Genomic DNA, 21950 nt, shown 5'->3' on the forward strand with positions numbered 1-21950 from the left:
ATGGAGACAGCTACTAAAAAAATTGATCCATTTACATTGGAAATTGTCAAAGATTCTTTACTTGCTATTGGAGATGAAATGTTCATTGCTTTAGCCAGAACATCTATGAGTCCGATTATTTATGAAGTTTTAGATTATGCCAGCGGATTAACAGATGCGAAAGGAAATTTACTGACGCAAGGAAATGGTGTAACTGGATTTATCGGAATGCTTACTTTTATGGTAAAGGAAACGTTAAATAAATATGGTGAAAAGGATCTAAAGCCTGGCGACATTATTATTATTAATGACCCATACAAAGGCGGAGGTTCTCATCTTTCTGATGTGGGTCTTGTGATGCCGATTTTTCATGATGGTGAAATTGTGGCATTCTCAGCAAATAAAGCACATTGGACAGAGGTAGGAGGAAAGGATCCTGGTTCTTTCACAAATGATTCCACGGAAATCTTCCAAGAAGGTTTGCAATTTCCTTGTGTAAAGTTGTTTGAAGAAGGGAAAGTGAACCAAGCCATTGTCGATATTATTGAGTCAAATGTTCGTTTTCCGGATCTTTCATTAGGAGATATGTGGGCGCAAGTAGCCGCACTTAAAACGGGTGATAAACGTGTGAGAGAACTATGCGATAAACATGGAAAGGAAGTTGTGCTTGCATCCATTGAGCAATATTTAAATCATGGCGAAGTGCTTTCCCGAATTGAGCTTGGTAAATTACCAAAGGGAACGTTTGAAGCGGAGGATTATGTTGATTCAGATGGAATGGGAAATGGCCCCTTCAAACTAAAAGTGAAGGTAACCATTACAGAGGATGAATTTATTTGTGATTTCCGTGGAAGTCACCCGCAAGTTCCGGGATCTATTAACTGTTCACTGACTGGATTAACGTCTGCTGTGCGAACCATCTTCCTTGCGATTACCAATCCGTCACAAGATGTGAACGATGGTGTATTCCGCCCATTAAAAGTGATTACAGATAAAAAATCCATCTTGTCGGCTGAGCGTCCTGCACCTGTCTCTAACTATTTTGAATCTATGCTTGTCGGAGCTGACTTGATATGGAAAGCATTGGCTCCGTATTTACCAGAACGTTTATCAGCGGGACATTTAACATCTGTATGCAGTGTTACATTATCCGGCTTGCATCAGGATACAAATGAACCATTTCTTATTGTTGAACCATCGGTTGGTGGGTGGGGAGCTGCCGAAGGGCAAGACGGAGCCAGCGGCCAATTTTGTATTGGCGATGGAGAAACCTATAATGTACCAGTTGAAGTAGCAGAAACAAGATATGGTGTTATGTTAGATGAATATAGCTTGCGTATCGATGGTGCTGGTGCAGGAGAATACAATGGAGGGAAAGGAGTAATCCGTTCCTACCGTGCTATGACAGACGGACAAGCTGCAACTATTACCTATGGCCGACATATCAATCCACCATGGGGCTTTAACGAAGGACATAATGGTTCCACCAATCAATTTTTTGTAGAAAAATCCAATGGTGAGGTGGATGGACCATATGGTGTATTTCCGCGGTACCCTCTTCAAAAAGGGGATGTAATCAAGCTTATGACAGCCACAGGCGGTGGATATGGAAATCCACTTAATCGCCCAGCAAAGAAAGTGGCAGAAGATGTGAAAAACGGCTATATAACGGTAGCACAGGCCGAAGAAGTTTACGGTGTTTTGGTCAATGAATCCACCTTTGAATATCAAGAAACGAACAAAAGAAAAAACTAAAGGAGGATTTTGAAAATGAAAATTTCAAAGGTTACGAAAGAATTTAACAATGAAGCAACGAATCATATTCTATTTCAACATATTGATAACGAATCCGTTGTAAAAATGGGGTATGTTACCGTCCCGCCGGGGGAACGAGTACCAAAAGAGGGATTATCCTGTCATGATGAAGACGAATATTCTTATATTTTAAAAGGATGTATGACGACCCAAAGCGGAGATGAGGAAATGAAAAAGGTAGCCAAAGGAAGTGCAACATTTATTCCTGCAAACGAAAAACATTGGGCATTAAATGAAGGGGAAGAACCGTGTGAAATTGTCTATGCATTGGTGAAGCATAAATAATTCATTTGCTCGTGCCAAAGGGCACGAGCATCAAATAAAAGGGGAAATGTAAATGGAAGATGCAAAAGGAATGAAGTCGGTTGGTAAAGATGAAGCCTTATTAGCGGTTCCGTTAGCACAACGCCAGCATTGGATGACACCGGCCATGATTTTTGGTGGTCTAGAATTTACTATCCCAGTTTTAATGATTGGTGCAACTTTAAGTGGATCCTATGGAATGGGTAATATCTTTTGGATATTAGCAATTGGGTTAATTTTTTTCCAATGGATAGGAAATAGCATTCAAGGCTATATTGGGGCAAAAACGGGGAGATCTTCTTCCGTCATTGCCAGATCAAGCTTTGGGGCAGCGCAAGCCCGTTTTATTGTTGGACTAACGATTTTTATTGTTTCCCTAGGATGGTGGGCTTTACAGACCGCTGTTGCAGGAAATGCAATCTCCGCAATGTTTGGAGTTGATTATGAAAAACAATGGGGATTATGGGCAGTTATCACTGTAATTGCCGGATTAATATTTGCGATACCTTCTATTATTGGATATTCCTCAATGAAGTGGACTGATTATATTGCCGTTCCAGCAGGATTAGCACTTATTGTAGGATGTATTTTCTATGCACTTAGAAATACCGGCTTTGACAAAATCACTTCTTGGCATCCTGAACCAAAAATCACTTTTTTAGCCGCAATTAGCCTAGTTATTGGGGCAAATGTTTCACAATGGGTAATTGCTTCCGACTATACCCGGTATGCAAAACCAAAATGGAAGGATAATATTCTAATTCCATTAGGCATTGTAGCAGTTGGTTTCCCATTATTTTATGTGGGCTCCATTATGTCCGTTGGGGTTGGAGATGCGGACATTGTCAATGTTATGTTGAAATTAGGCTTTCCACTCTGGGGATTTTTAGTTTTATGGTTTGCAACCTGGACTAGTCAGTTGGTCAATAACTATAGTATGGGACTAGCTCTGGCCAATATGTTCAATATCAATTCAGGAAAAGGAAGGGCACTGCTTACATTATTAGGCACAATCATTGCCATTTTTATTGCATTAGCTGGTATACTAGATTATTTTACAGACTTTTTATATTTAACAGCTCTTATATATCCAGCTATTGGCGGTGTTATGATGGCTGACTTTTTCCTGATTAGAAAGCAGCAATTTGTCGATCACAAGGGCTGGAATTGGATGGCTACTATTGCGCTGGTTGCCGGTACGGTTGTTGGGTATTTAACGCAATATGTTTACGAATTTGGGTTGCCAGCAGTTCAATCCATTATCATTTCAGCATTCATTTATTGGGTTGCAATGAAGATCAAAGCAAAAGTAAAACCAGATCATTTTACAGAAGTTCATTTAGATCAAAATAGAATGGAAAGCGAAAAGATTGTATGACTGATTATTCGAAATATATTCTATCACTTTTTAAAACCTCGGGAAATCGGGGTTTTTTTATTGTTAGAAATTATCATTACAAAAAAATAATATTTTTATTTATCGTAAATCTGGCATTAAAATTGCATGTTACTACGATAGGTTTTTGAAACAAATTATGGAGGTGAAATAGCTTCATTTTGGTTCGACCAAATATAAAGAACTATTTCACAGCTTATGTAAATGGTTCAATTTGAAAGGGAGGAAATGAATGATGTCTTTTTAGATATAGTTAACGCTATGGCAAATAATAAATTCCCTTTTGTGGAGGAGGAATAACAAATGAACACTAAGCTACAAACCCTGAAGCAATTTTTAATATCTCAGCAAATTGACTGCGGACTTATTACATCAAGACATAATATCTTTTATTTATCCGATTTTGATTATGATCCTCATGAACGATTTATTGGTATTTTTGTTTTTCAAAATGGGGATCCGCTTATTGTTACTCCGGCGATGGAAGTACAAATGGTGAAAGAGGCAGGCTGGAAATACGAGATTATAAGCTATATTGATACAGATAATGTTTGGAATCTTGTAAAGAAGTGCCTTGAACAAGTAAAAACGATAGCAGTGGAAAAAAACAAAATATCTTACTCCTATATTGAACATCTAGTAGACATTCATCCCACCCTGCAACTTTCATCACTAGATGAACAACTGGACAGTATGCGTCTGATAAAAAATCAAGAGGAAGTCGAAAATTTACAAAAGGCAGCTATTTACGCAGATATGGCAGTAAGATTCGGAATTGAGGCATTGGAAGAAGGCGTTTCAGAAATAGAAGTGATGGCTAAGATTGAATATTCCCTAAAGCAACAGGGGATTCGAGAAATGTCGTTTGCACCGACCGTTTTATTTGGTGAAAATGCTAGTAATCCACATGGAGTCCCAGGAGAGAAAAAATTAAATAGAGGGGATGTAGCTTTATTTGATTTGGGTGTGAAATATAAAGGGTATTGCTCAGATATTACGCGAACAGTTGTATTTGACCATGTGACAGAGGAGGTAAAGAAAATATACGGGATTGTTTTAGCGGCAAATGAAGCTGGGATACAAGCATGTCAACCTAATAAGCGCATGGGAGATCTTGATGTGGCATCTCGTATGATAATAGCAAATGCAGGATATGGAGATTATTTTCCGCATAGAATTGGACATGGTTTAGGCATAGATATCCACGAAGCACCATCCATTACCGACCAAAATGAAGGGATTTTAAAACCAGGAATGGTTATAACGATTGAACCGGGTATTTATATTAATGATGTTACCGGGGTTCGAATTGAGGATGATGTCGTAATTACGGAAAATGGCTGCAAAGTTTTAACTCAATTTCCTAAAGAATTGCAAGTTGTAAAATCAAGTAAAGAAAATTTATCTATTTAGTGTATTATCGAAGTTCCCTTCGAAAATATATGTTTAATAAAAGTCTATCTTTTTATACAGTGTACAAAAAAATAAACATATTCTGCATCTTTAAAAAAGAACTAGTGTTGTATTATTATAATTTATTTTTGGCATAATTCTTGCAATAAATATAAATGAGATAAATGGAAGGAGAGTGCTTTTTTTGACTGTTCAAGTAGCATTAAAGCCAAGGGTAGAGGAGTTTTTAAAAGGGACTATTGGTTTGTTTATCGATGGGAAGTTTGTTCCTTCAGTAAGTGGGAAGACGTTTGAAACGGTAAATCCTTCAACGGAAGAGGTTTTAGCGGTTGTAAGCGAAGCGCAAAAAGAGGACATTGATCTTGCGGTAAAGGCGGCACGTCGAGCATTTGAAGAAGGGCCATGGCCGCAAATGAGTGCGGCAGAACGGGCGCATATTATCTATAAAGTAGCAGATTTAATGGATGCTCATAAGGAAGAGCTAGCACAACTTGAGGCACTTGATAATGGAAAACCTTATCATGTTGCTTTATCAGATGATATTCCGGGAACTGTTGAACATTTTCGTTATTATGCGGGATGGGCAACGAAAGTGATGGGCCAAACAATTCCTATTTCGCCAGACTATTTAAACTATACCCGACATGAACCAGTAGGGGTAGCCGGTCAAATCATTCCTTGGAACTATCCATTGCAAATGGCATCGTGGAAACTTGGGGCAGCTCTTGCGGTAGGATGCACAGTTGTCCTGAAGCCGGCAGAGCAAACACCATTATCCTTACTCTATGCAGCACAATTGTTTAAAGAAGCAGGATTTCCAGATGGGGTAGTGAATTTTGTACCTGGCTTTGGTGATCCGGCTGGGGAAGCGATTGTGAACCATCCGGATATCGATAAAGTAGCATTTACTGGTTCTACAGTCGTCGGAAAATCGATTATGCGAAAAGCTGCTGATACAATTAAACATGTGACACTTGAACTTGGGGGGAAATCTCCAAATATTATTTTGGAAGACGCGGATCTCTCTGCTGCTATTCCAGCTGCGTTTAATGGTATTATGTATAACCATGGTCAAAATTGCAGTGCTGGCTCACGGATATTCGTTCACCGAAAACACTATGATTATGTTGTAGAAGAACTATCTAAAATGGCTAAACAAGTAAAATTGGGACCAGGAATCGAATCCACGAGTGAAATGGGCCCGCTTGTTTCGAAAAAACAACAAGAACGTGTTTTGAACTATATTGAAAAAGGAAAAGCAGAAGGAGCAAGAATTACTGCCGGTGGAAAGGCGCCATTTAGCAAAGGGTATTTTGTAGAGCCAACCATTTTTGCAGATGTAACAGATGACATGGTAATTGCACGTGAGGAGATTTTCGGACCTGTTGCAGTCGTGCTGCCATTTGATACAGTGGAGGAAGTAATTCGGCGAGCAAATGATACTTTGTATGGCTTAGCGGCAGGAGTTTGGACAGAGAATATTAAAACAGCCCATTATGTAGCTAATAAATTGAAGGCTGGTACTGTTTGGATTAACGATTATAATATTGAAAACCCTGCTTCGCCATTTGGTGGGTTTAAACAGTCTGGAGTCGGTAGAGAAATGGGGTCATATGCATTGCAAAACTATACGGAAGTGAAGAGTATTTGGGTTACATTGAAATAAAAAGTTGCGTCTTTTAACCTGGGGAACAGGCGGGAATCTAAATCTCCCAAAACAGTAAAAAACACTGATTCTATTGAAAATAAAAAAGGCTGTAAACCTATATTGTGTAGGTTTACGGCCAAATTATGTTACCGTTTTAAATGATGATTAGATCTTTAGGCGAATGTGTTAATATTTCTATTCCATCTGATTTTATTAACACATCATCTTCAATCCGTACACCTCCAAGTCCAGGTATATATATACCTGGTTCCACTGTTACAACCATTCCAGGTGCTAATACTTGTTTTGAAGATTTAGAGAAATATGGATCCTCATGTATTTCCAATCCAATACCATGGCCACCTCCATGACCAAAATACTCTCCATAGCCCTTAGCAGTAATATAATCCCTTGCAATTGCATCCCCTTCACGGCAACTCATACCTGGTTGTAGTGTGTTAAGGCTTAGTTCTAAAGCATCGTATACAATTTGATAGATTTCTTTTAACTTGGAATTAGGTTCACCAACAGCAACAGTTCTTGTCATATCAGAAGCATATCCTTGATATTGAGCACCAAAATCAAAAGTAATTATATCGCCATTTTCAATCACTTTACTACTTGCTCCACCATGTGGGTAAGCCGAACGATAACCAGATGCAACAATGATCCTTGCCGAGGCATTGGTAGTTGCTCCTTGTTTTCTCATAAAATACTCTATTTCATGAGATAAATCGAGCTCTGTTATGCCGGGTTTAATAAATGTTAGGATATGCTTAAATGTTTTATCCGTAATTTCCGCAGCTGTTTTAATCTTTTGAATTTCTTCATCTGTTTTAATCATTCTCATTTCTTCAATAATACTTTTTGTCGGTTTCATCCTTATCTCTAAGTTCTTCTCGAATTGTGAGTATAGATCAAAACTAACATCGGTAGATTCAAATCCCACCGTACAAAGGTCCATTCTATTAATTTGATCAAAAACACTTTTTAGTAAAGTTTCAGAGCCTTTGCAAATAATCACTTCATAATCTTTTACTTCTTCTTTTGCCTGGTCATTATACCTGAAATCTGTTAAAAATTTAGCTTCCGTTTGACTTATTAAAACCATTCCGGCTGTTCCCGTAAAACCCGTTAAATATTGACGATTAAATGGATTTGTTACTATTAAACCATCAATATCTAATTTCTTAATAGTTCCCCGAAGGTTTTCCAATTTCTTCATAAGTTTCTCCTCCCTCGATCTAATTGGAATAAACATGTTGAAACTATTCTCTGTCGCTATTATTTATGTGCAATTTCCATACCAATATGTTTTAAAGATATTTGTCTAAACATGATGACATTATTGCTTGTTTATAAAATTAGACATAAAATTCTAAAAAGTTAGAAAACACATAACTAATGTATAACAAAATTTACAATTAATTTATTGTTCATCATAGCTGTTTAGAAGTAGCCCAATTCCTCCTTTATTACAAATCAGACTTTTACAGCGTCGTTTAAAAGAGTATTTATATTTATTGTTTCATCTAAGAACAAGTTATCTTACTTTAAAAAACTTGTTCTTTTTTTATAAATGGTTAACGGGACTAGGAAAAGGCGGGAAAAAACATACCTTTTTATTGTTCTGATAGAAAGTTGGCATATATATTGCATTGATAATGAATGAAGAAGTAAAAAAACATTAAAGGGGAGTTTTATCTATGGGCCAAATTTTGAGAAAAGATGTTCCAGAAGAAGAAACTTGGGATCTCACTCCAATATTTGCATCAGTGGATGAATGGGAACAGTCTTTCTTAGCACTTGAAAAGAAAATAGACGATTTGTTATTAGGCAATGATACGTTAACTCTTTCTAGTGCAAGAAACTTACTTAATAGTTTGAAACGATATGATGAATTACAAGAAAAATTAAATCGGGTATCAAGCTATGCAATGTATAAATTCTCGGAGGATGAATCGGATGCTGAAAATCAGGCAATGATGGGACGTTCATTATCCCTAGTGGCAAAAGGAAGACAGGTAGCAACAAATTTCTCCAATGACATATTATCTCAACTCGACATAGCCAAAATTGATCAATGGAAGAAAGAGGAGAATGGGCTAAATGAATTTAGCCGATTTCTAGACCGTTTTGATCAAGTTCGTGACAAAGTACTATCTCCGGATATAGAAATGGCATTAGCGACAATGTCAGAAACATTGCGTACACCAGAAGTAATATATCACGCTGTTACCTCTTCTGATATGAAATTTGAGCCAGTCAAAGATCGAAATGGGAAGGAATTCTCTGTTTCTATACACATGTATTTCACTCAAATCGAAACTTCTCCAGATACTGTCCTACGTCGTAATGCTTATCGCTCCTTATCAAACGGTTTGAAAACATATCAACATACCTTGGCAAAATCATTAATAAGTGAAGTAAATAAAAATATTTCTTTAGCAAAACTCCGAGGCTATGAATCTGCCAAAGATATGCTACTTCAATTTTCATTAGCGGACAATTTCTATTCTGGGGATGGTGTCTCATCTCAATTTTTTGGAGATATTTTAGATACATTTCGAAATGAACTATCCCCGCACATGCAACGTTATGCAAAATTAAGGAAAAAACAATTGGGATTAGACAAACTACTATTTTCAGATGTAAAAGCACCATTAGATCCGGAATTTGATCCTCCTATTAGCTATAAAGAAGCAGGAGAAATTATAACAGATGCAGTTGGAGTGTTAGGTCCTGAATATCAAAATGAAATGGCACGTGTTTTTTCCGAAAGATGGGTCTATCGAGGTGATAACGTAGGTCGACGAATGATTGCATTTGGAGGAGGAGTTCATGGAGTACATGGATATTCATTTTACCCTTGGGGCGGAAACCTATTTGACATGCTCCTTTTAGGACATGAGCTCGGCCATACCTTGCACTATTCCCTATCCATGAAAAATCAACGTTTTATTAATAATACACAATCACAATTATTTGTTGAAGCACCATCCACATTGGTAGAACAACTTGTTGTCAATTATTTAAAAGAAAACCGAGATGATCCTAGACTAAAACGATGGTTAAATATGTATTTAATGATGAGTTATCACCACAATTGTGTTACCCATGTGCTTGAAGCGGAGTTATTAAGAAGGCTGTATGATTTAGCTGAAAACAAGCAACCACTTTCTACATTCATCATAAGTGAAACAAAGGGTTCCATATTGTCCGAGTTCTGGGGTGATACGGTAGAAATGGATGAAGGGGCAAAACTGACTTGGATGCGCCAACCTCATTATTATATGGGTCTTTATCCTTTTACCTACTCCGTCGGTATTTCTGCTTCCACCATCATGGCAGAACGGATTCAAAAAGAAGGACAAAGTGCAGGGAAACAATGGACTGAAGTATTGAAGCAAGGTGGAAATATGAATGGTTTCGACTTATATAAAATGGCGGGTATTGACATGTCTACCACTGAAAGTCTAAGAAAAGCCATTGCTAAAGTTGGATCCATAGTGGATGAATTGGAAGAGAGTTTTCAACTGATGTCAAAGTAAAGCGGGGGAGAACAGAGGGACGTTTCTTTTGTTTCTTAAAGTAAACAGAAGAAACGTCCCACAATTCGGGGGGATAAATGAATGAAAAAATGGTTAGTGAGTTTATTATTGTTAGTATCCATACCAAGTATGTTACTGGCAGCATGTTCATCGTCAGGAAAACAAAGTGTTTCAGGAAATAATAATGGCGGGCATTCACGTGACCAAGTGTTAAATATTGGCCTTTTTGACGAGCCGCCAACACTGAATCCTGCAGAGGTAAACAATGTGACATCTATCATTGTACTGGATCAAATTTTTGATGGTTTAACTCGATTGAATCCTAAAGGCGAACCAGAACTAGCAATGGCATCTGATATTCAAGTATCGAAGGACCAAACCAAGTATACCTTTACCATCCGTGATGGTGCTAAATGGACGAATGGGGATCCAGTTACTGCGGGGGATTTTGAATACGCATGGAAATATCAAATTGATCCCAATAACGCAAATACACCTAATGCCTACCTGTTTTATATCATTAAAAATGCGGAAGAAGCGAAAAAAGGAAAGGCTTCTTTAGATCAAGTGGGAATTAAGGCAATCAATGATAAAACATTAGAAGTACAATTAAAATATCCTGTACCTTATTTTACTAAATTAATAGCGAACGCCTACTTCTATCCGGTTAATGAAAAGATAGCAAAAACAAATCCTAAGTGGGCTTTGGAAGCTGGCGATAATTATGTAACAAATGGACCATTTAAAATGACGGAATGAGACCATAAGAACAAGATTGTCTTTAAGAAAAATGAAAGTTATTGGGATGCTAATTCTGTTAAATTAAAAACGATTAATATGCCAATTATCAATGATCCAAATACCGAATATAAGATGTATCAGCAAGGTGAGGTAGATTTTGCAGGTAATCCAAGTGGTAAACTTCCTCTTACTGCCATTCCGGCACTTAAGCAAAAAGGTGAGTTGAAGGCGGAATATATGGGAGGTACTTATTATTATACCTTTAATACCAAAAAGAAGCCTTTCAACAATGCCAATATTCGAAAAGCATTTACTTATGCCATCAATCGAAAAGCTATTGTTGAAAACATAACAAAAGCCGGTGAAGTACCAGCAATGACGTATGTATCTCCTACCATTTGGGATGATGCAAAACCATATTTTAAAGACAATGATATTAAAAAAGCAAAAGAATTATTACAAGAGGGTTTAGAAGAACTTGGATATAGCAGTGTGAAAGATTTCCCTGCCATTACCTTGTCTTATAATACATCTGATGAACATGCAGCAATTGCTCAAGCTATCCAAGATATGTGGAAAAAGAATCTTGGTGTCAATGTAAAACTTGAAAATAATGAATGGGGCGTTTATTTAGATAAGCTTGCAGCTGGAAACTATCAAGTTGGGCGCTTGGGAAATAGTGTTACGGTTGCGGATGCCTATAGTATTTTAGAAACCTATCAAGTGCTAAGTGGCGATAATTATACGAACTGGACCAATCCGGAATTTAATAAATACATGAAGGCCTCTACTACAGAGACAGATGCGGTTAAACGCAAAGAACTTTTAAAACAGGCCGAAGGGATCTTAATGGATGAAATGCCAATATTACCAATCTATTACTATATGAGTGCATATGTCCAACAAAATTATGTTCATGATATTGTCGTTCGCAATGGTTTCATTCAATTAAAGTGGGCGTATATTAAGTGATAAATCTTTAAAGACAAGATAGCAGACCAAAAAAAAGGATGTTTTCCTAACGAACAACTTTCTGTATAAAACTTTTACGTTGTTTCATAGGATCATCCTTTTGGTCAGCCTTTTATGGGTTATAAGTTATTTGGAGGTGTTTTCATTTGATTAAGTACCTGCTAAAACGTGTATTCTTTATTCTTGTTTCACTATTCGTTATAGTATCTGTCACCTTTTTCTTAATGAAAGCGGCGCCAGGTGGACCATTTGCCGCTGAGAAAAAATTGCAACCGGAAATTGAAGCCAAGCTTAATGAAACTTATGGTTTAAATGACCCGTGGTATGCACAATATGGATCTTATTTATTACATGTAGTGAAGTGGGACTTTGGCCCTTCGTTTTATTATAAAGGGCAAAGTGTGAACGATATTATTAACCGTGGATTTCCCACCTCTTTTATGCTCGGAATAGAAGCCATTCTTTTTGCTGTAAGTATTGGAGTACTGTTAGGAGTCATAGCCGCGCTTCGCCATAATAAAATAGCTGATTATGCAGCGATGGTGATTGCCGTACTTGGAATTTCCGTACCAAGCTTCTTACTTGCATCCTTTCTGCAATATATCTTTTCAATGAAATTAGGGATTTTACCTGTTGCCCGTTTCGATACCTTTGCACATTCCATCCTACCAGCCATTTCACTTGGCATGATCGCATTAGCCTTCATTGCGCGCTTAATGCGAACAAGCATGCTTGAAGTACTCAAGGCAGATTACATTCGTACAGCAAAATCAAAAGGGTTGAAAAGTTATGCAGTGACTTATCGTCATGCGATTAGAAATGCCATTATGCCTGTCGTTACTTTTATAGGACCACTATTAGCTTCCATCATAACTGGTAGTTTTATTATTGAAAAAATCTTTGCTATTCCTGGATTAGGCAGTGAGTTTGTAACGAGTATCACCAATCGGGATTACACATTAATCATGGGGATGACGGTTTTTTATAGTGTTTTGTTATTGGCATGTGTATTTACTCTTGATTTAGTTTATGGGTTTATTGATCCAAGAATTAAAATATCAGGAAGAGGGAATTGATCATGCAGGAACAAGGAAAAATCATGCAAATAAATCGAAGGTATGAGCCGCTTTCAAGAGATAATGCAGTAGCTGAAAAAATAGCTAGACCTAGTATTTCATATTGGAAAGATGTATGGCGCAGGTTTAAAAAGAATAAGTTAGCCCTTTTTGGGGTTATAACCATCTCGCTATTAGCCATAATGGCGATTTTTGGATCCGTTATTTCTGGTCACAACTATTATTCCAATGATTTAATGAGTGCCAATAAACCACCTTCAGCACAGCATTGGTTTGGAACGGATCAATTAGGTCGTGACGTATTTTCCAGGGTATGGTTTGGTGCTAGAATCTCGTTATTTATTGGTTTGGCTGCAGCCATTATTGACTTAATAATAGGCGTACTATTAGGTTCCGCTGCTGGATATTTTGGAGGAAAAGTAGATGAAGTAATCATGCGTATAGCAGATATTTTATATGGAGTTCCTTACTTATTAGTCGTTATTTTACTATTAGTAGTATTACCTCAAGGATTGCACACTATTATTCTAGCAATGACTATCACCGGTTGGGTCAATATGGCGCGAATTGTTCGTGGAGAAGTATTGAGGTTAAGGTCAGAGGAATATGTGATGGCTGCACAGACGTTAGGTGCTAGTCGTTTTCGAATATTGTTTCGTCATTTAGTTCCAAATACATTGGGACCGATTCTTGTTACATTAACATTAACCATTCCATCTGCTATTTTTACGGAAGCCTTTTTAAGCTACATAGGTTTAGGGGTACCTGCACCTTTAGCCAGCTGGGGAACGATGTCTAATGAGGGTCTGCCAGCTATGGAGAGTTATCCATGGCAATTATTTATCCCATCCTTCTTTATTTGTATCACAATGTTAGCTTTTAATTCGATTGGTGATGGATTGAGAGATGCACTCGATCCCAAAGAACGTAAATAGTTCTCATTTGAAAAAATAAAGGGGAGAAGATTATGGATAAAATTCTAGAAGTGAGAGACTTAGCTGTATCCTTTGAAACGTATGGTGGAAAAGTTCAGGCCGTCAGAGGAGTAAGCTTTGATTTATATAAAGGAGAGACATTGGCTATTGTGGGTGAATCTGGATCGGGGAAAAGTGTCACATCACAATCCATTGTTCAATTGATACCGATGCCGCCTGGAAAATTCGAGAGTGGATCCATCATCTTTAACGGAGAAGATCTCATTCAAAAATCGGAAATGGAGATGGAAAAAATTCGTGGTAAGGATATTGGAGTGATTTTCCAGGATCCGATGACATCGTTAAATCCAACAATGAAGGTGGGGCGTCAAATTTCAGAAGGATTAATCAAGCACCAAAAACTTAATAAAAAAAGAGCTTATGAAAAAAGTATTGAATTATTAAGATTGGTTGGAATTCCGAATCCAGAAAAACGAATTAATCAGTATCCCCATCAATTTTCTGGGGGGATGCGTCAACGTGTCATGATTGCCATTGCACTTGCGTGTAATCCAAAGGTGTTAATAGCGGATGAGCCGACAACCGCACTGGATGTTACCATTCAGGCACAGATTCTTGATTTAATGAAAGATTTGCAAGAGGATATGGGCATGTCCATCATCTTAATTACCCATGATTTGGGGGTAGTGGCAAGAACTTCACAACGTGTGGTTGTCATGTATGGTGGAATTGTAGTTGAAACGGGTACAGTGGATGAAATATTTTATCAATCCAAACATCCTTATACATGGGGATTGTTATCATCTATGCCTAAAATAGATGCCGATAATGATGAAGAACTGTTGGCAATACCTGGATCTCCTCCAGACTTATTAGATCCACCTAAGGGATGTCCCTTTGCTGCTCGCTGCTCTCACGCAATGAATATATGTGCGGATGAAATGCCGAAATATACGACTCTCTCTGATACACAAAAAACAGCTTGTTGGCTGCTTACTAAAGAAGCACAAAGTATCAAACAATCTGAAACTGTCATGGCAGGAGGGAGCATAAGTGAATAAAGAAAAATTACTTGAAATAAAAGATTTAAAGAAACACTTTAAAGAAGGAAGAAAGGTCAGTTTAAAGGCAGTGGATGGAATTTCCTTTGATATTTATAAAGGAGAAACGTTTGGTCTTGTAGGAGAATCAGGGTGCGGAAAATCAACGGTTGGGAGAACGATTATCAATTATTATAAGGCAACTGGAGGAGAAGTAGTTTTTAAAGGAAAAAAGGTGAATGAAAATAAATCGAAGCAAGACATCAAACAATTTAAACGCAGCATGCAAATGATTTTTCAAGATCCTTATGCATCATTAAATCCACGGATGACGGTTAAAGACATTATCGCAGAGGGAATGGACATTCATGGATTATTTAATAGTAACAAAGAAAGAACAGAACGAGTGAATGAATTATTAAGAGTGGTTGGATTAAATGAAGAACATGGGAATCGCTATGCACATGAATTTAGTGGGGGGCAACGCCAACGGATAGGAATTGCACGGGCATTGGCTGTCGATCCTGAACTTATTATTGCCGATGAGCCAATCTCTGCCTTAGATGTTTCCATACAAGCACAAGTTGTAAATTTAATGAAAAAGCTTCAGAGAGAACGAGGATTGACCTATCTATTCATAGCTCATGATTTATCTATGGTTAAACATATAAGTGATCGAGTTGGTGTAATGTATCTTGGCAATATGGTAGAGATTGCTTCAAGTAAAGAATTGTATAAAGAGCCACTACATCCATATACACAGGCGCTTTTATCAGCCATTTCACATCCTGATCCAATAACAGAACGAAAGAGAGAGCGGATTGTACTTAAAGGGGAATTGCCGAGTCCAATAGATCCGCCGAGTGGGTGCAGGTTTAGAACAAGGTGTCCACTTGCTATGGATATATGCTCTAAAGTTAGACCGCAATGGCAAGAAGTACGGAATGATCATTGGGTCGCATGTCATTTATATGACTGAAAACAGAGGGACGGTTCTTTTGTTTCCTTTAAGGAAAGAAGAATCGTCCCCATGTTTTTGATTAGGAAATTTCTTGATAAACTTTTTCTAACCTTTCGCGTCCATCCGTTATTCCCGGATGAAATTGAATGCTCGCGTTGTTTCTGGTTGTATGTACGTTTAGAATTGCTTCACGCAAATGTTCGGTGGTTTCTTTATTGTTTGGGAAAGCACGGTTTACGATGGAGAAACCGGCCACATTTCCTTGTGTTATTGCCACTTTTGCACTCTCAATTCCTGTTATGTTCCCTGCAACATAAAGTCCGTCTAACATCGTTTCCATTTTTTCATTATGCACTGGTACATGTCCGCCTAATTCAGGAATGAATTGAAATGGACAGCCGGCAATAGCCGCAAGTTCAACAAGCGGGTAAAGACCTCCAGCAATACAGACAAAGTCTACCTCCATTTGTTGAGCACTTTCTTCTATTATGGTCCCATCCGGTCGTACATCACATATGGTCACAGATTCTACTTGATTCTTCCCATTAATTTGAGTTACGCATTTTTTCAAATGAATGGGCATATCCCACATTTTAATCCCTTTTTTCGGAAGAAATTTCAAGGCAAGACCCTGCATCCAACTGGATTTTACCAATTTACTCCCCATACGAATAAAAGCGGAAGGAGCAAGATGAGAGATACGAAGAAGGGATTCCATCACTTTTTCTGGATGCCCAGCATCTTTTGTAATGTGATTAACAGCAGGGAGCGCCATACATGCAATATCGATTCCCGCAAGCTGCAATTCGCGAGTGATAGCAGCAGATAACACATTAATTCCTACAACCACTCCTTTTTTACCGACTCGTACGCGATGGACATTTGCCATGACTTGAGCCGCACCGATGGACATTACTCCCGGCAGTGTCCAACCAGGGATGGGTACTGGGGTTTCCGCTGCTCCAGTTGCCAATAATAGATTAGCAGCTCTAAAGGTTTCTTGATTTGTATGAATAGACCATATACCATCTTGGTTATTAATATCATGTACGGAAACCCCGCAACGAATATCAACTCCAAGTTGTTCGGCACGGGAAGACAGCTTTTTTGCTTCCTCGATTCCATTCCACCAGGTTCCATCCGGTTCTTGATGAAGTTGACCAAGAAGTCGCCCACCGGGTTTGATAAATTCATCCACAACCACGACTTTCAATTGATACTCACGACAAATATTAGCAGCGGATAATCCGGCAGGTCCAGCTCCGATAATAACAACATCAAACATGAAATTTTCCTCCTTCCTTTTCAAGATGCTTGGAAAGCTCCTTGACAGGTGAAGGTAGTTGTTTGCCGCTTTCAATATCCATCCCTTGCTCAATTACAGTTAAACATGCACGCTTGCTTGGAACACCGTTTACACTAACCCGACATTCGAAACAATGTCCAATATTGCAATAAATTCCCCTTGGGGTTCCTTTTTCCTCATGGACGCGAAGAGTTCGAATCCCATTTGCCAAAAGAGCTGCAGCAATCGTCTCGCCTTCATACCCTTCATAAGTTGTACCATCAAATTGGAAAGTTACTTTTTTTCGGTCCGTTAAAGAGCCAAGTACAGGATGCTCGATAATTCGATATTCATTCATCATTTTTCATTCGCCCCCTAATTCACCAAAGGATACTGGTCTAACAGGCGGCTGATATTTTAAGGGAATAGAATCTTGATTTTCTTGTCCACTTATTTCTTTCATAATGGCATCAATAGCAAAACGACATGTACGACCACCGCAAAATCCCATTCCTGCTCTTGTTCTTAATTTTAGCTCCCTTGCAGAACAATGATATTGTTTAGCTGTGTCTGTTAATTCCCCGAGAGTCACCTCTTCACATCTGCAAATAATCAACGATGAGTCCATTCGCTATTCCTCCTTTTCATTCTTTTGATATACATGCAAGAATTGTTCCAAAAATGAAAAGGATTCATATAGAAAGGTTAATATTTTTCGAGAATTTTTGTTTTAGATTAAATGTTCAACTTTTTCATACGATTATACAAGGTTGCTCGTGATACACCTAACGTTTGCGCGGTAGCTTGCTTATTATTGTTTTCTTGTTTTAATGTTTCTAAAATAATGTTCCGTTCATATTGCTCAAGCTGGTCTGCTAAAGGTATTCCTTGGTAATGGTTAGAAAAGGGATTTTCTTTATGAAAAGGAATTCCTGTTTGTTTACTTGTATCATTATGGAAAGGAAGATCTTCCCGTTTAATTTCACCGTTACTTGAAAAGACAACTAATCTTTCCACGACATTTCGAAGCTCACGAACATTCCCCGGCCAATCATGCTGGAGCAAATCTTGCATAACTTGTTGAGGAATGCTATGAATAGGTCGCTCATATCGAAGGGAAAACTCATGAAAAAAGTGGTGACTAAGTTCGATTACGTCTTCTCTTCGTTCTCGTAACGGAGGGATATTAATATTTACGACATTTAAGCGATAATATAAATCTTCTCGAAATTTGCTTTCATGGATCATCGCTTGTAAATCTCGGTTGGTGGCCGCAATAATACGAAAATCAGCTAATACTTCCTTTGTTCCTCCAATAGGGAAGAAACGTTTCTCTTGTAATACCCTTAATAACTTCACTTGCAGATCTAAAGGCATTTCACCGATTTCATCTAAAAATAGAGTCCCACCGCGTGCCATTTCGATTTTTCCTTTTTTTCCACGCAAATCAGCACCTGAAAATGCCCCTTTTTCATAGCCGAATAATTCACTTTCAAATAACGAGGCAGGGATGGCTCCGCAATTAATTGCGATAAAAGGTGCATCTTTACCTTCTCTCACTTCGTGGATGGCCTTTGCGAACACTTCCTTTCCAACGCCGCTTTCACCAAGTAATAGAACAGGTGCCTTCGTAGTGCACACTTTTTTCGCCCGATCAATCGTTTTTTCTAAACCGCGGCTATTTCCTTTTATTGCTTGAAAAGGATCATTCGAAGGTGCCAGTTTACGATATTTTTTCTCAAGATCATGCATTTTTTCTGACATATAGAACAATTCCTGATTTAGACGAACATGTCTTGTAATATCTGTTTCGGAAACAACGGCTCCAATAATTTTTTTATCTAGATATACTGGTGCCGCGTTTATTAGGACAATTAAATCTTCACGTGCCTGATGTTAATGTTTTGATATCGTTCGTCCTGTCCTTAAGGTATCGATAATTTGTAAATGTTCTAATTTGAAAAATTTAGTGATGGGGTTCCCGATTACTTCTTCTTGTGAATACGAAAAAATTTCTTCCGCTTGTTTTGTCCAAACTTTTACAATCTCGTTTTCATCAATAGCTGTTACGGAGGTGTCGATGGTTTGTAAAATCGTATGAAAATAGGCTGCTAAATGTTGATATTTATAAAGAAGCTTTGTACAAAATGAGTAAAGTGAAATGTAGCCTACTACACTTTGATTCTCATTTTCAATAATAATCATGCTATCTTTATGCAACAGTTTTATAAGTTTAGAGATGTCTGGAAGCACCTGCTCTTTTATTACAAGGCATGGCTTCCATTCTTGAAGTGAGGTTAAGTAAAAAAAGTGATCTTCTTTACGTTGGATAACACAGTCGTAATTATTCAGAAGTTGAATATCTTGATTCTCCTCGAAAATGAGAAAATCATTTCTAATGAATTCTGTTATTGAAGGTAAAAATTCATTCATCCCAATCCCTCCTTTTAAAACTGTATAAGAATTAAGACAGTATATAAAATATTTTACACGAATGACCTGAAGATACAAATAATTTAGATAAATATATTAAAGGAAATAATAGTGGTGATTGGCACGAATCTTGCAATCTATAATTTCAGACTCTCTTGGGAGGAGGTACATAATGGAGGAAAGCAAACATGCGGAAGTCATTATTATTGGTGGCGGGATTATAGGAAGTGCGATTGCTTACTATGTTTCGAAATCCGGCCTAGATTGCATTGTCCTTGAGAAAGGGGAACTTGTAAGTGGCACGTCATCAAGATGTGATGGAAATATTTTGGCGATTGATAAAGACCCAGGCTTCGACAGCCAAATGTCTTTAAAAAGTCAGCAGTTAGTAGATGACTTGAGCAGGGAGTTGGATTTGCCTTTTGAATACCGTGCACCGGGAAGTATTTTAGTATGCGAATCAGAGGATGAAATGATTGCTGCTAAGAAATGGGTGGACCGTCAAAAAGAAGCAGGATTGCCATTTAGGATGTTGGACCGCTCAGATATTAGGCAAGAGTCTCCCTATTTTGCGGAGGATTTATTGGGTGGCCTAGAGTGTGCGACAGATTCTACGGTGAATCCGTATTTACTTACCTACTCTCTTTTTGATAAAGCACAAAAACAAGGGGCAAGAATTTTTATACAGACAGAAGTGAAAAACATTATAAAGAGGGAGTTTTTTACGATTGAAACGACTAACGGCACTTTCACCGCTAAAAAGGTAGTGAATGCAGCGGGAGTGTGGGCACCTTATATTGGTGAAATGGTAGGAGTTCAAGTACCGATAAAGCCGAGAAAAGGGCATATCATTGTTGCTTCACGGCAACAGCCAGTCGGACTGCGTAAGGTGATGGAATTTGGCTATTTGATTTCGAAATTTGGCGGCAAAAGACAAGTGGATAAAGAAACGGAAAAATATGGAGTGGCGTTGGTTTTTGAACCAACGGAAAGCCAGAATTTCCTTATTGGAAGCAGTCGTCAGTTTGCAGGTTACAATACGAAAGTCGATATGAATGTGGTCAGATGTATTGCCAGAAGGGCGATTCGTTTTTATCCGCAGATGGCTGATATGATGGTAATTCGCAGCTATGCCGGATTGCGACCGTGGACAGAGGATCATTTACCAATTGTTTCCCATGTAGAAAAAGTACCGGGATATTATATTGCAGCAGGGCATGAAGGAGATGGTATTAGTCTAGCGGCTGTTACAGGTAAATTAATAGATGAACTAATTCGTGAGCAATCAAATACTATTATTCCTTATGAACCGCTCCGCCATGATCGATTTATAGAAAGGGTGAGTGTTCATTGAAAGCAGAAAAAGTATTTTACACAATTGATACCCATACTGGCGGGAATCCAACACGTACAGTTTTAAGAGGGATACCTCCATTAAAAGGTCATACGATGGCAGAAAAGATGCTGTATATGAAAGAGCATTATGATTGGATTCGCACCTTTTTAATGTATGAACCTCGTGGACATGAAGTAATGTCCGGAGCTTTAATGGTGGAGCCTTGTCATCCTGAAGCTGACTTTGGTGTGATTTATATTGAGACCGGCGGATATCTCCCGATGTGCGGGCATGACACAATTGGTTTTTGTACGGCATTAGTGGAAGCGGGATTAATAGAAATTAAGGAGCCCCAAACCCATCTTACTTTAGATACACCTGCGGGACTTGTGGAAGTAGCAATAACGGTTGAAAATGGCAAGGCAAAAGAGGTGACATTTTGCAATATCCCAGCGTTTTTACTTAAAACGGTAGAGGTTGAAGTTACTGGTTTAGGTGTTGTGACATGTGATATAGCATATGGCGGTAATTTTTATGCGATAACAGATGCACGAAAACTAGGTCTTGATCTCTCTCCGGAAAATGGGTCAACGATTATATCAACAGCGATTCAAATTCGGGATGCGATTAATGCGTCTGTGGAAGTGATTCATCCGGAGTCACCGTTTATTCACGGTTTAACCCATGTTGAGTTTTTTACCGATCCAACTGACAAAAAGGCAGATGTAAAAAATACTGTTGTTGTACCTCCTGGCGGTATCGACCGTTCTCCATGCGGAACTGGAACATGTGCTAAAATGGCAACTCTTTTCCACTATAAAAAGCTCGAGGTAGGGCAAGAATTTGTTCATGAGAGTATTGTCGGGTCGTTATTTAAAGGAAAGATTGTCAAACTTGCCAAAGTTGGCGAGCTAGATGCGGTTGTGGCGGAAATCACCGGTTCTGCCTGGGTGATGGGAATGCATCAATTTTTTTATCAGCCAAAGGATGAATTAAATGATGGATTTCTATTAATTCCGCCAATGAAGGGGCATTAAATGTAAAAACTCTGTTTAGAAGGAGGGAT

At 38.2% G+C, this 21950-nt stretch carries 16 protein-coding genes and 2 pseudogenes; 13 read left to right on the forward strand and 5 right to left on the reverse strand.

Annotated elements, in window-relative coordinates; translation table 11 throughout:
* The 5 genes from AN964_RS04605 to AN964_RS04625 all read left to right on the forward strand — a co-directional run bounded on the left by AN964_RS04605 (position 1) and on the right by AN964_RS04625 (position 6572).
* Entirely contained in the window at positions 1–1734 is a 1734-nt protein-coding gene (locus tag AN964_RS04605; protein WP_055738578.1) for a hydantoinase B/oxoprolinase family protein, read from the forward strand.
* A 15-nt stretch (positions 1735–1749) separates the two neighbouring features.
* Positions 1750–2079: a cupin domain-containing protein gene (locus AN964_RS04610; protein ID WP_055738579.1), complete on the forward strand. Its 330-nt coding sequence runs from the start codon at positions 1750–1752 to the stop codon at positions 2077–2079.
* Between the two features lie 52 nt (positions 2080–2131).
* Positions 2132–3475 (forward strand): purine-cytosine permease family protein, encoded by a 1344-nt coding sequence (locus AN964_RS04615; protein WP_055738580.1) that lies wholly within the window; start codon positions 2132–2134, stop codon positions 3473–3475.
* A 321-nt stretch (positions 3476–3796) separates the two neighbouring features.
* On the forward strand, positions 3797–4906 hold the full coding sequence (locus AN964_RS04620; RefSeq protein ID WP_055738581.1) for a M24 family metallopeptidase: 1110 nt from the start codon (positions 3797–3799) through the stop codon (positions 4904–4906).
* Between the two features lie 184 nt (positions 4907–5090).
* Positions 5091–6572, forward strand: coding sequence for an aldehyde dehydrogenase family protein (locus AN964_RS04625; RefSeq protein WP_055738582.1), 1482 nt, complete (start codon positions 5091–5093; stop codon positions 6570–6572).
* 136 nt (positions 6573–6708) lie between these two features.
* On the opposite strand, the gene AN964_RS04630 is transcribed toward AN964_RS04625, so the two are convergent.
* Positions 6709–7779, reverse strand: a complete 1071-nt coding sequence (locus AN964_RS04630; RefSeq protein ID WP_055738583.1) for a M24 family metallopeptidase — start codon at positions 7777–7779, stop codon at positions 6709–6711.
* A gap of 481 nt (positions 7780–8260) precedes the next feature.
* Between AN964_RS04630 and AN964_RS04635 the strand changes: the two genes are divergently transcribed.
* The 6 genes and pseudogenes from AN964_RS04635 to AN964_RS04660 all read left to right on the forward strand — a co-directional run bounded on the left by AN964_RS04635 (position 8261) and on the right by AN964_RS04660 (position 15848).
* Positions 8261–10105 (forward strand): M3 family oligoendopeptidase, encoded by a 1845-nt coding sequence (locus tag AN964_RS04635; RefSeq protein ID WP_055738584.1) that lies wholly within the window; start codon positions 8261–8263, stop codon positions 10103–10105.
* Between the two features lie 81 nt (positions 10106–10186).
* Positions 10187–11818: pseudogene (locus tag AN964_RS04640) on the forward strand (peptide ABC transporter substrate-binding protein).
* A 146-nt stretch (positions 11819–11964) separates the two neighbouring features.
* On the forward strand, positions 11965–12894 hold the full coding sequence (locus tag AN964_RS04645; RefSeq protein ID WP_055738585.1) for an ABC transporter permease: 930 nt from the start codon (positions 11965–11967) through the stop codon (positions 12892–12894).
* Positions 12895–12896: 2 nt separating this feature from the next.
* A complete protein-coding gene (locus AN964_RS04650) occupies positions 12897–13829 on the forward strand; it encodes an ABC transporter permease (protein WP_152982352.1) in 933 nt (310 codons plus the stop codon).
* A gap of 32 nt (positions 13830–13861) precedes the next feature.
* Positions 13862–14890, forward strand: a complete 1029-nt coding sequence (locus AN964_RS04655; RefSeq protein WP_055738586.1) for an ABC transporter ATP-binding protein — start codon at positions 13862–13864, stop codon at positions 14888–14890.
* Positions 14883–15848 (forward strand): ABC transporter ATP-binding protein, encoded by a 966-nt coding sequence (locus AN964_RS04660; RefSeq protein WP_055738587.1) that lies wholly within the window; start codon positions 14883–14885, stop codon positions 15846–15848. Before AN964_RS04655 ends, AN964_RS04660 begins: the two co-directional genes overlap by 8 nt.
* A gap of 61 nt (positions 15849–15909) precedes the next feature.
* Here AN964_RS04660 and AN964_RS04665 read toward each other — a convergent pair whose 3' ends face one another.
* From AN964_RS04665 to AN964_RS27595, 4 genes and pseudogenes are all read right to left on the reverse strand, one after another.
* Positions 15910–17115, reverse strand: coding sequence for an NAD(P)/FAD-dependent oxidoreductase (locus tag AN964_RS04665; protein ID WP_055738588.1), 1206 nt, complete (start codon positions 17113–17115; stop codon positions 15910–15912).
* Positions 17108–17473, reverse strand: a complete 366-nt coding sequence (locus tag AN964_RS04670; protein ID WP_055741139.1) for a (2Fe-2S)-binding protein — start codon at positions 17471–17473, stop codon at positions 17108–17110. Before AN964_RS04670 ends, AN964_RS04665 begins: the two co-directional genes overlap by 8 nt.
* A gap of 6 nt (positions 17474–17479) precedes the next feature.
* Entirely contained in the window at positions 17480–17743 is a 264-nt protein-coding gene (locus tag AN964_RS04675; RefSeq protein WP_055738589.1) for a (2Fe-2S)-binding protein, read from the reverse strand.
* 107 nt (positions 17744–17850) lie between these two features.
* Positions 17851–19548 (reverse strand): annotated as a pseudogene (locus AN964_RS27595) (sigma-54 interaction domain-containing protein).
* Positions 19549–19720: 172 nt separating this feature from the next.
* Here AN964_RS27595 and AN964_RS04685 point away from each other — a divergent pair.
* Both AN964_RS04685 and AN964_RS04690 read left to right on the forward strand, forming a co-directional pair.
* Positions 19721–20902 (forward strand): NAD(P)/FAD-dependent oxidoreductase, encoded by a 1182-nt coding sequence (locus AN964_RS04685; RefSeq protein WP_055738590.1) that lies wholly within the window; start codon positions 19721–19723, stop codon positions 20900–20902.
* On the forward strand, positions 20899–21921 hold the full coding sequence (locus AN964_RS04690; RefSeq protein ID WP_055738591.1) for a proline racemase family protein: 1023 nt from the start codon (positions 20899–20901) through the stop codon (positions 21919–21921). Before AN964_RS04685 ends, AN964_RS04690 begins: the two co-directional genes overlap by 4 nt.
* Positions 21922–21950: the final 29 nt, after the last annotated feature.

It is taken from the genome of Heyndrickxia shackletonii (genome assembly GCF_001420715.1).
In the GTDB taxonomy this organism is placed as follows: domain Bacteria; phylum Bacillota; class Bacilli; order Bacillales; family Bacillaceae_C; genus Margalitia; species Margalitia shackletonii.

Coding starts and splice junctions, on each gene's coding strand:
- AN964_RS04670 (WP_055741139.1), bottom strand. CDS start 17,473: ATGAATGAATATCGAATTATCGAGCATCCTGTACTTGGCTCTTTAACG.
- AN964_RS04635 (WP_055738584.1), top strand. CDS start 8,261: ATGGGCCAAATTTTGAGAAAAGATGTTCCAGAAGAAGAAACTTGGGAT.
- AN964_RS04630 (WP_055738583.1), bottom strand. CDS start 7,779: ATGAAGAAATTGGAAAACCTTCGGGGAACTATTAAGAAATTAGATATT.
- AN964_RS04620 (WP_055738581.1), top strand. CDS start 3,797: ATGAACACTAAGCTACAAACCCTGAAGCAATTTTTAATATCTCAGCAA.
- AN964_RS04610 (WP_055738579.1), top strand. CDS start 1,750: ATGAAAATTTCAAAGGTTACGAAAGAATTTAACAATGAAGCAACGAAT.
- AN964_RS04675 (WP_055738589.1), bottom strand. CDS start 17,743: ATGGACTCATCGTTGATTATTTGCAGATGTGAAGAGGTGACTCTCGGG.
- AN964_RS04665 (WP_055738588.1), bottom strand. CDS start 17,115: ATGTTTGATGTTGTTATTATCGGAGCTGGACCTGCCGGATTATCCGCT.
- AN964_RS04685 (WP_055738590.1), top strand. CDS start 19,721: ATGGAGGAAAGCAAACATGCGGAAGTCATTATTATTGGTGGCGGGATT.
- AN964_RS04655 (WP_055738586.1), top strand. CDS start 13,862: ATGGATAAAATTCTAGAAGTGAGAGACTTAGCTGTATCCTTTGAAACG.
- AN964_RS04605 (WP_055738578.1), top strand. CDS start 1: ATGGAGACAGCTACTAAAAAAATTGATCCATTTACATTGGAAATTGTC.
- AN964_RS04615 (WP_055738580.1), top strand. CDS start 2,132: ATGGAAGATGCAAAAGGAATGAAGTCGGTTGGTAAAGATGAAGCCTTA.
- AN964_RS04650 (WP_152982352.1), top strand. CDS start 12,897: ATGCAGGAACAAGGAAAAATCATGCAAATAAATCGAAGGTATGAGCCG.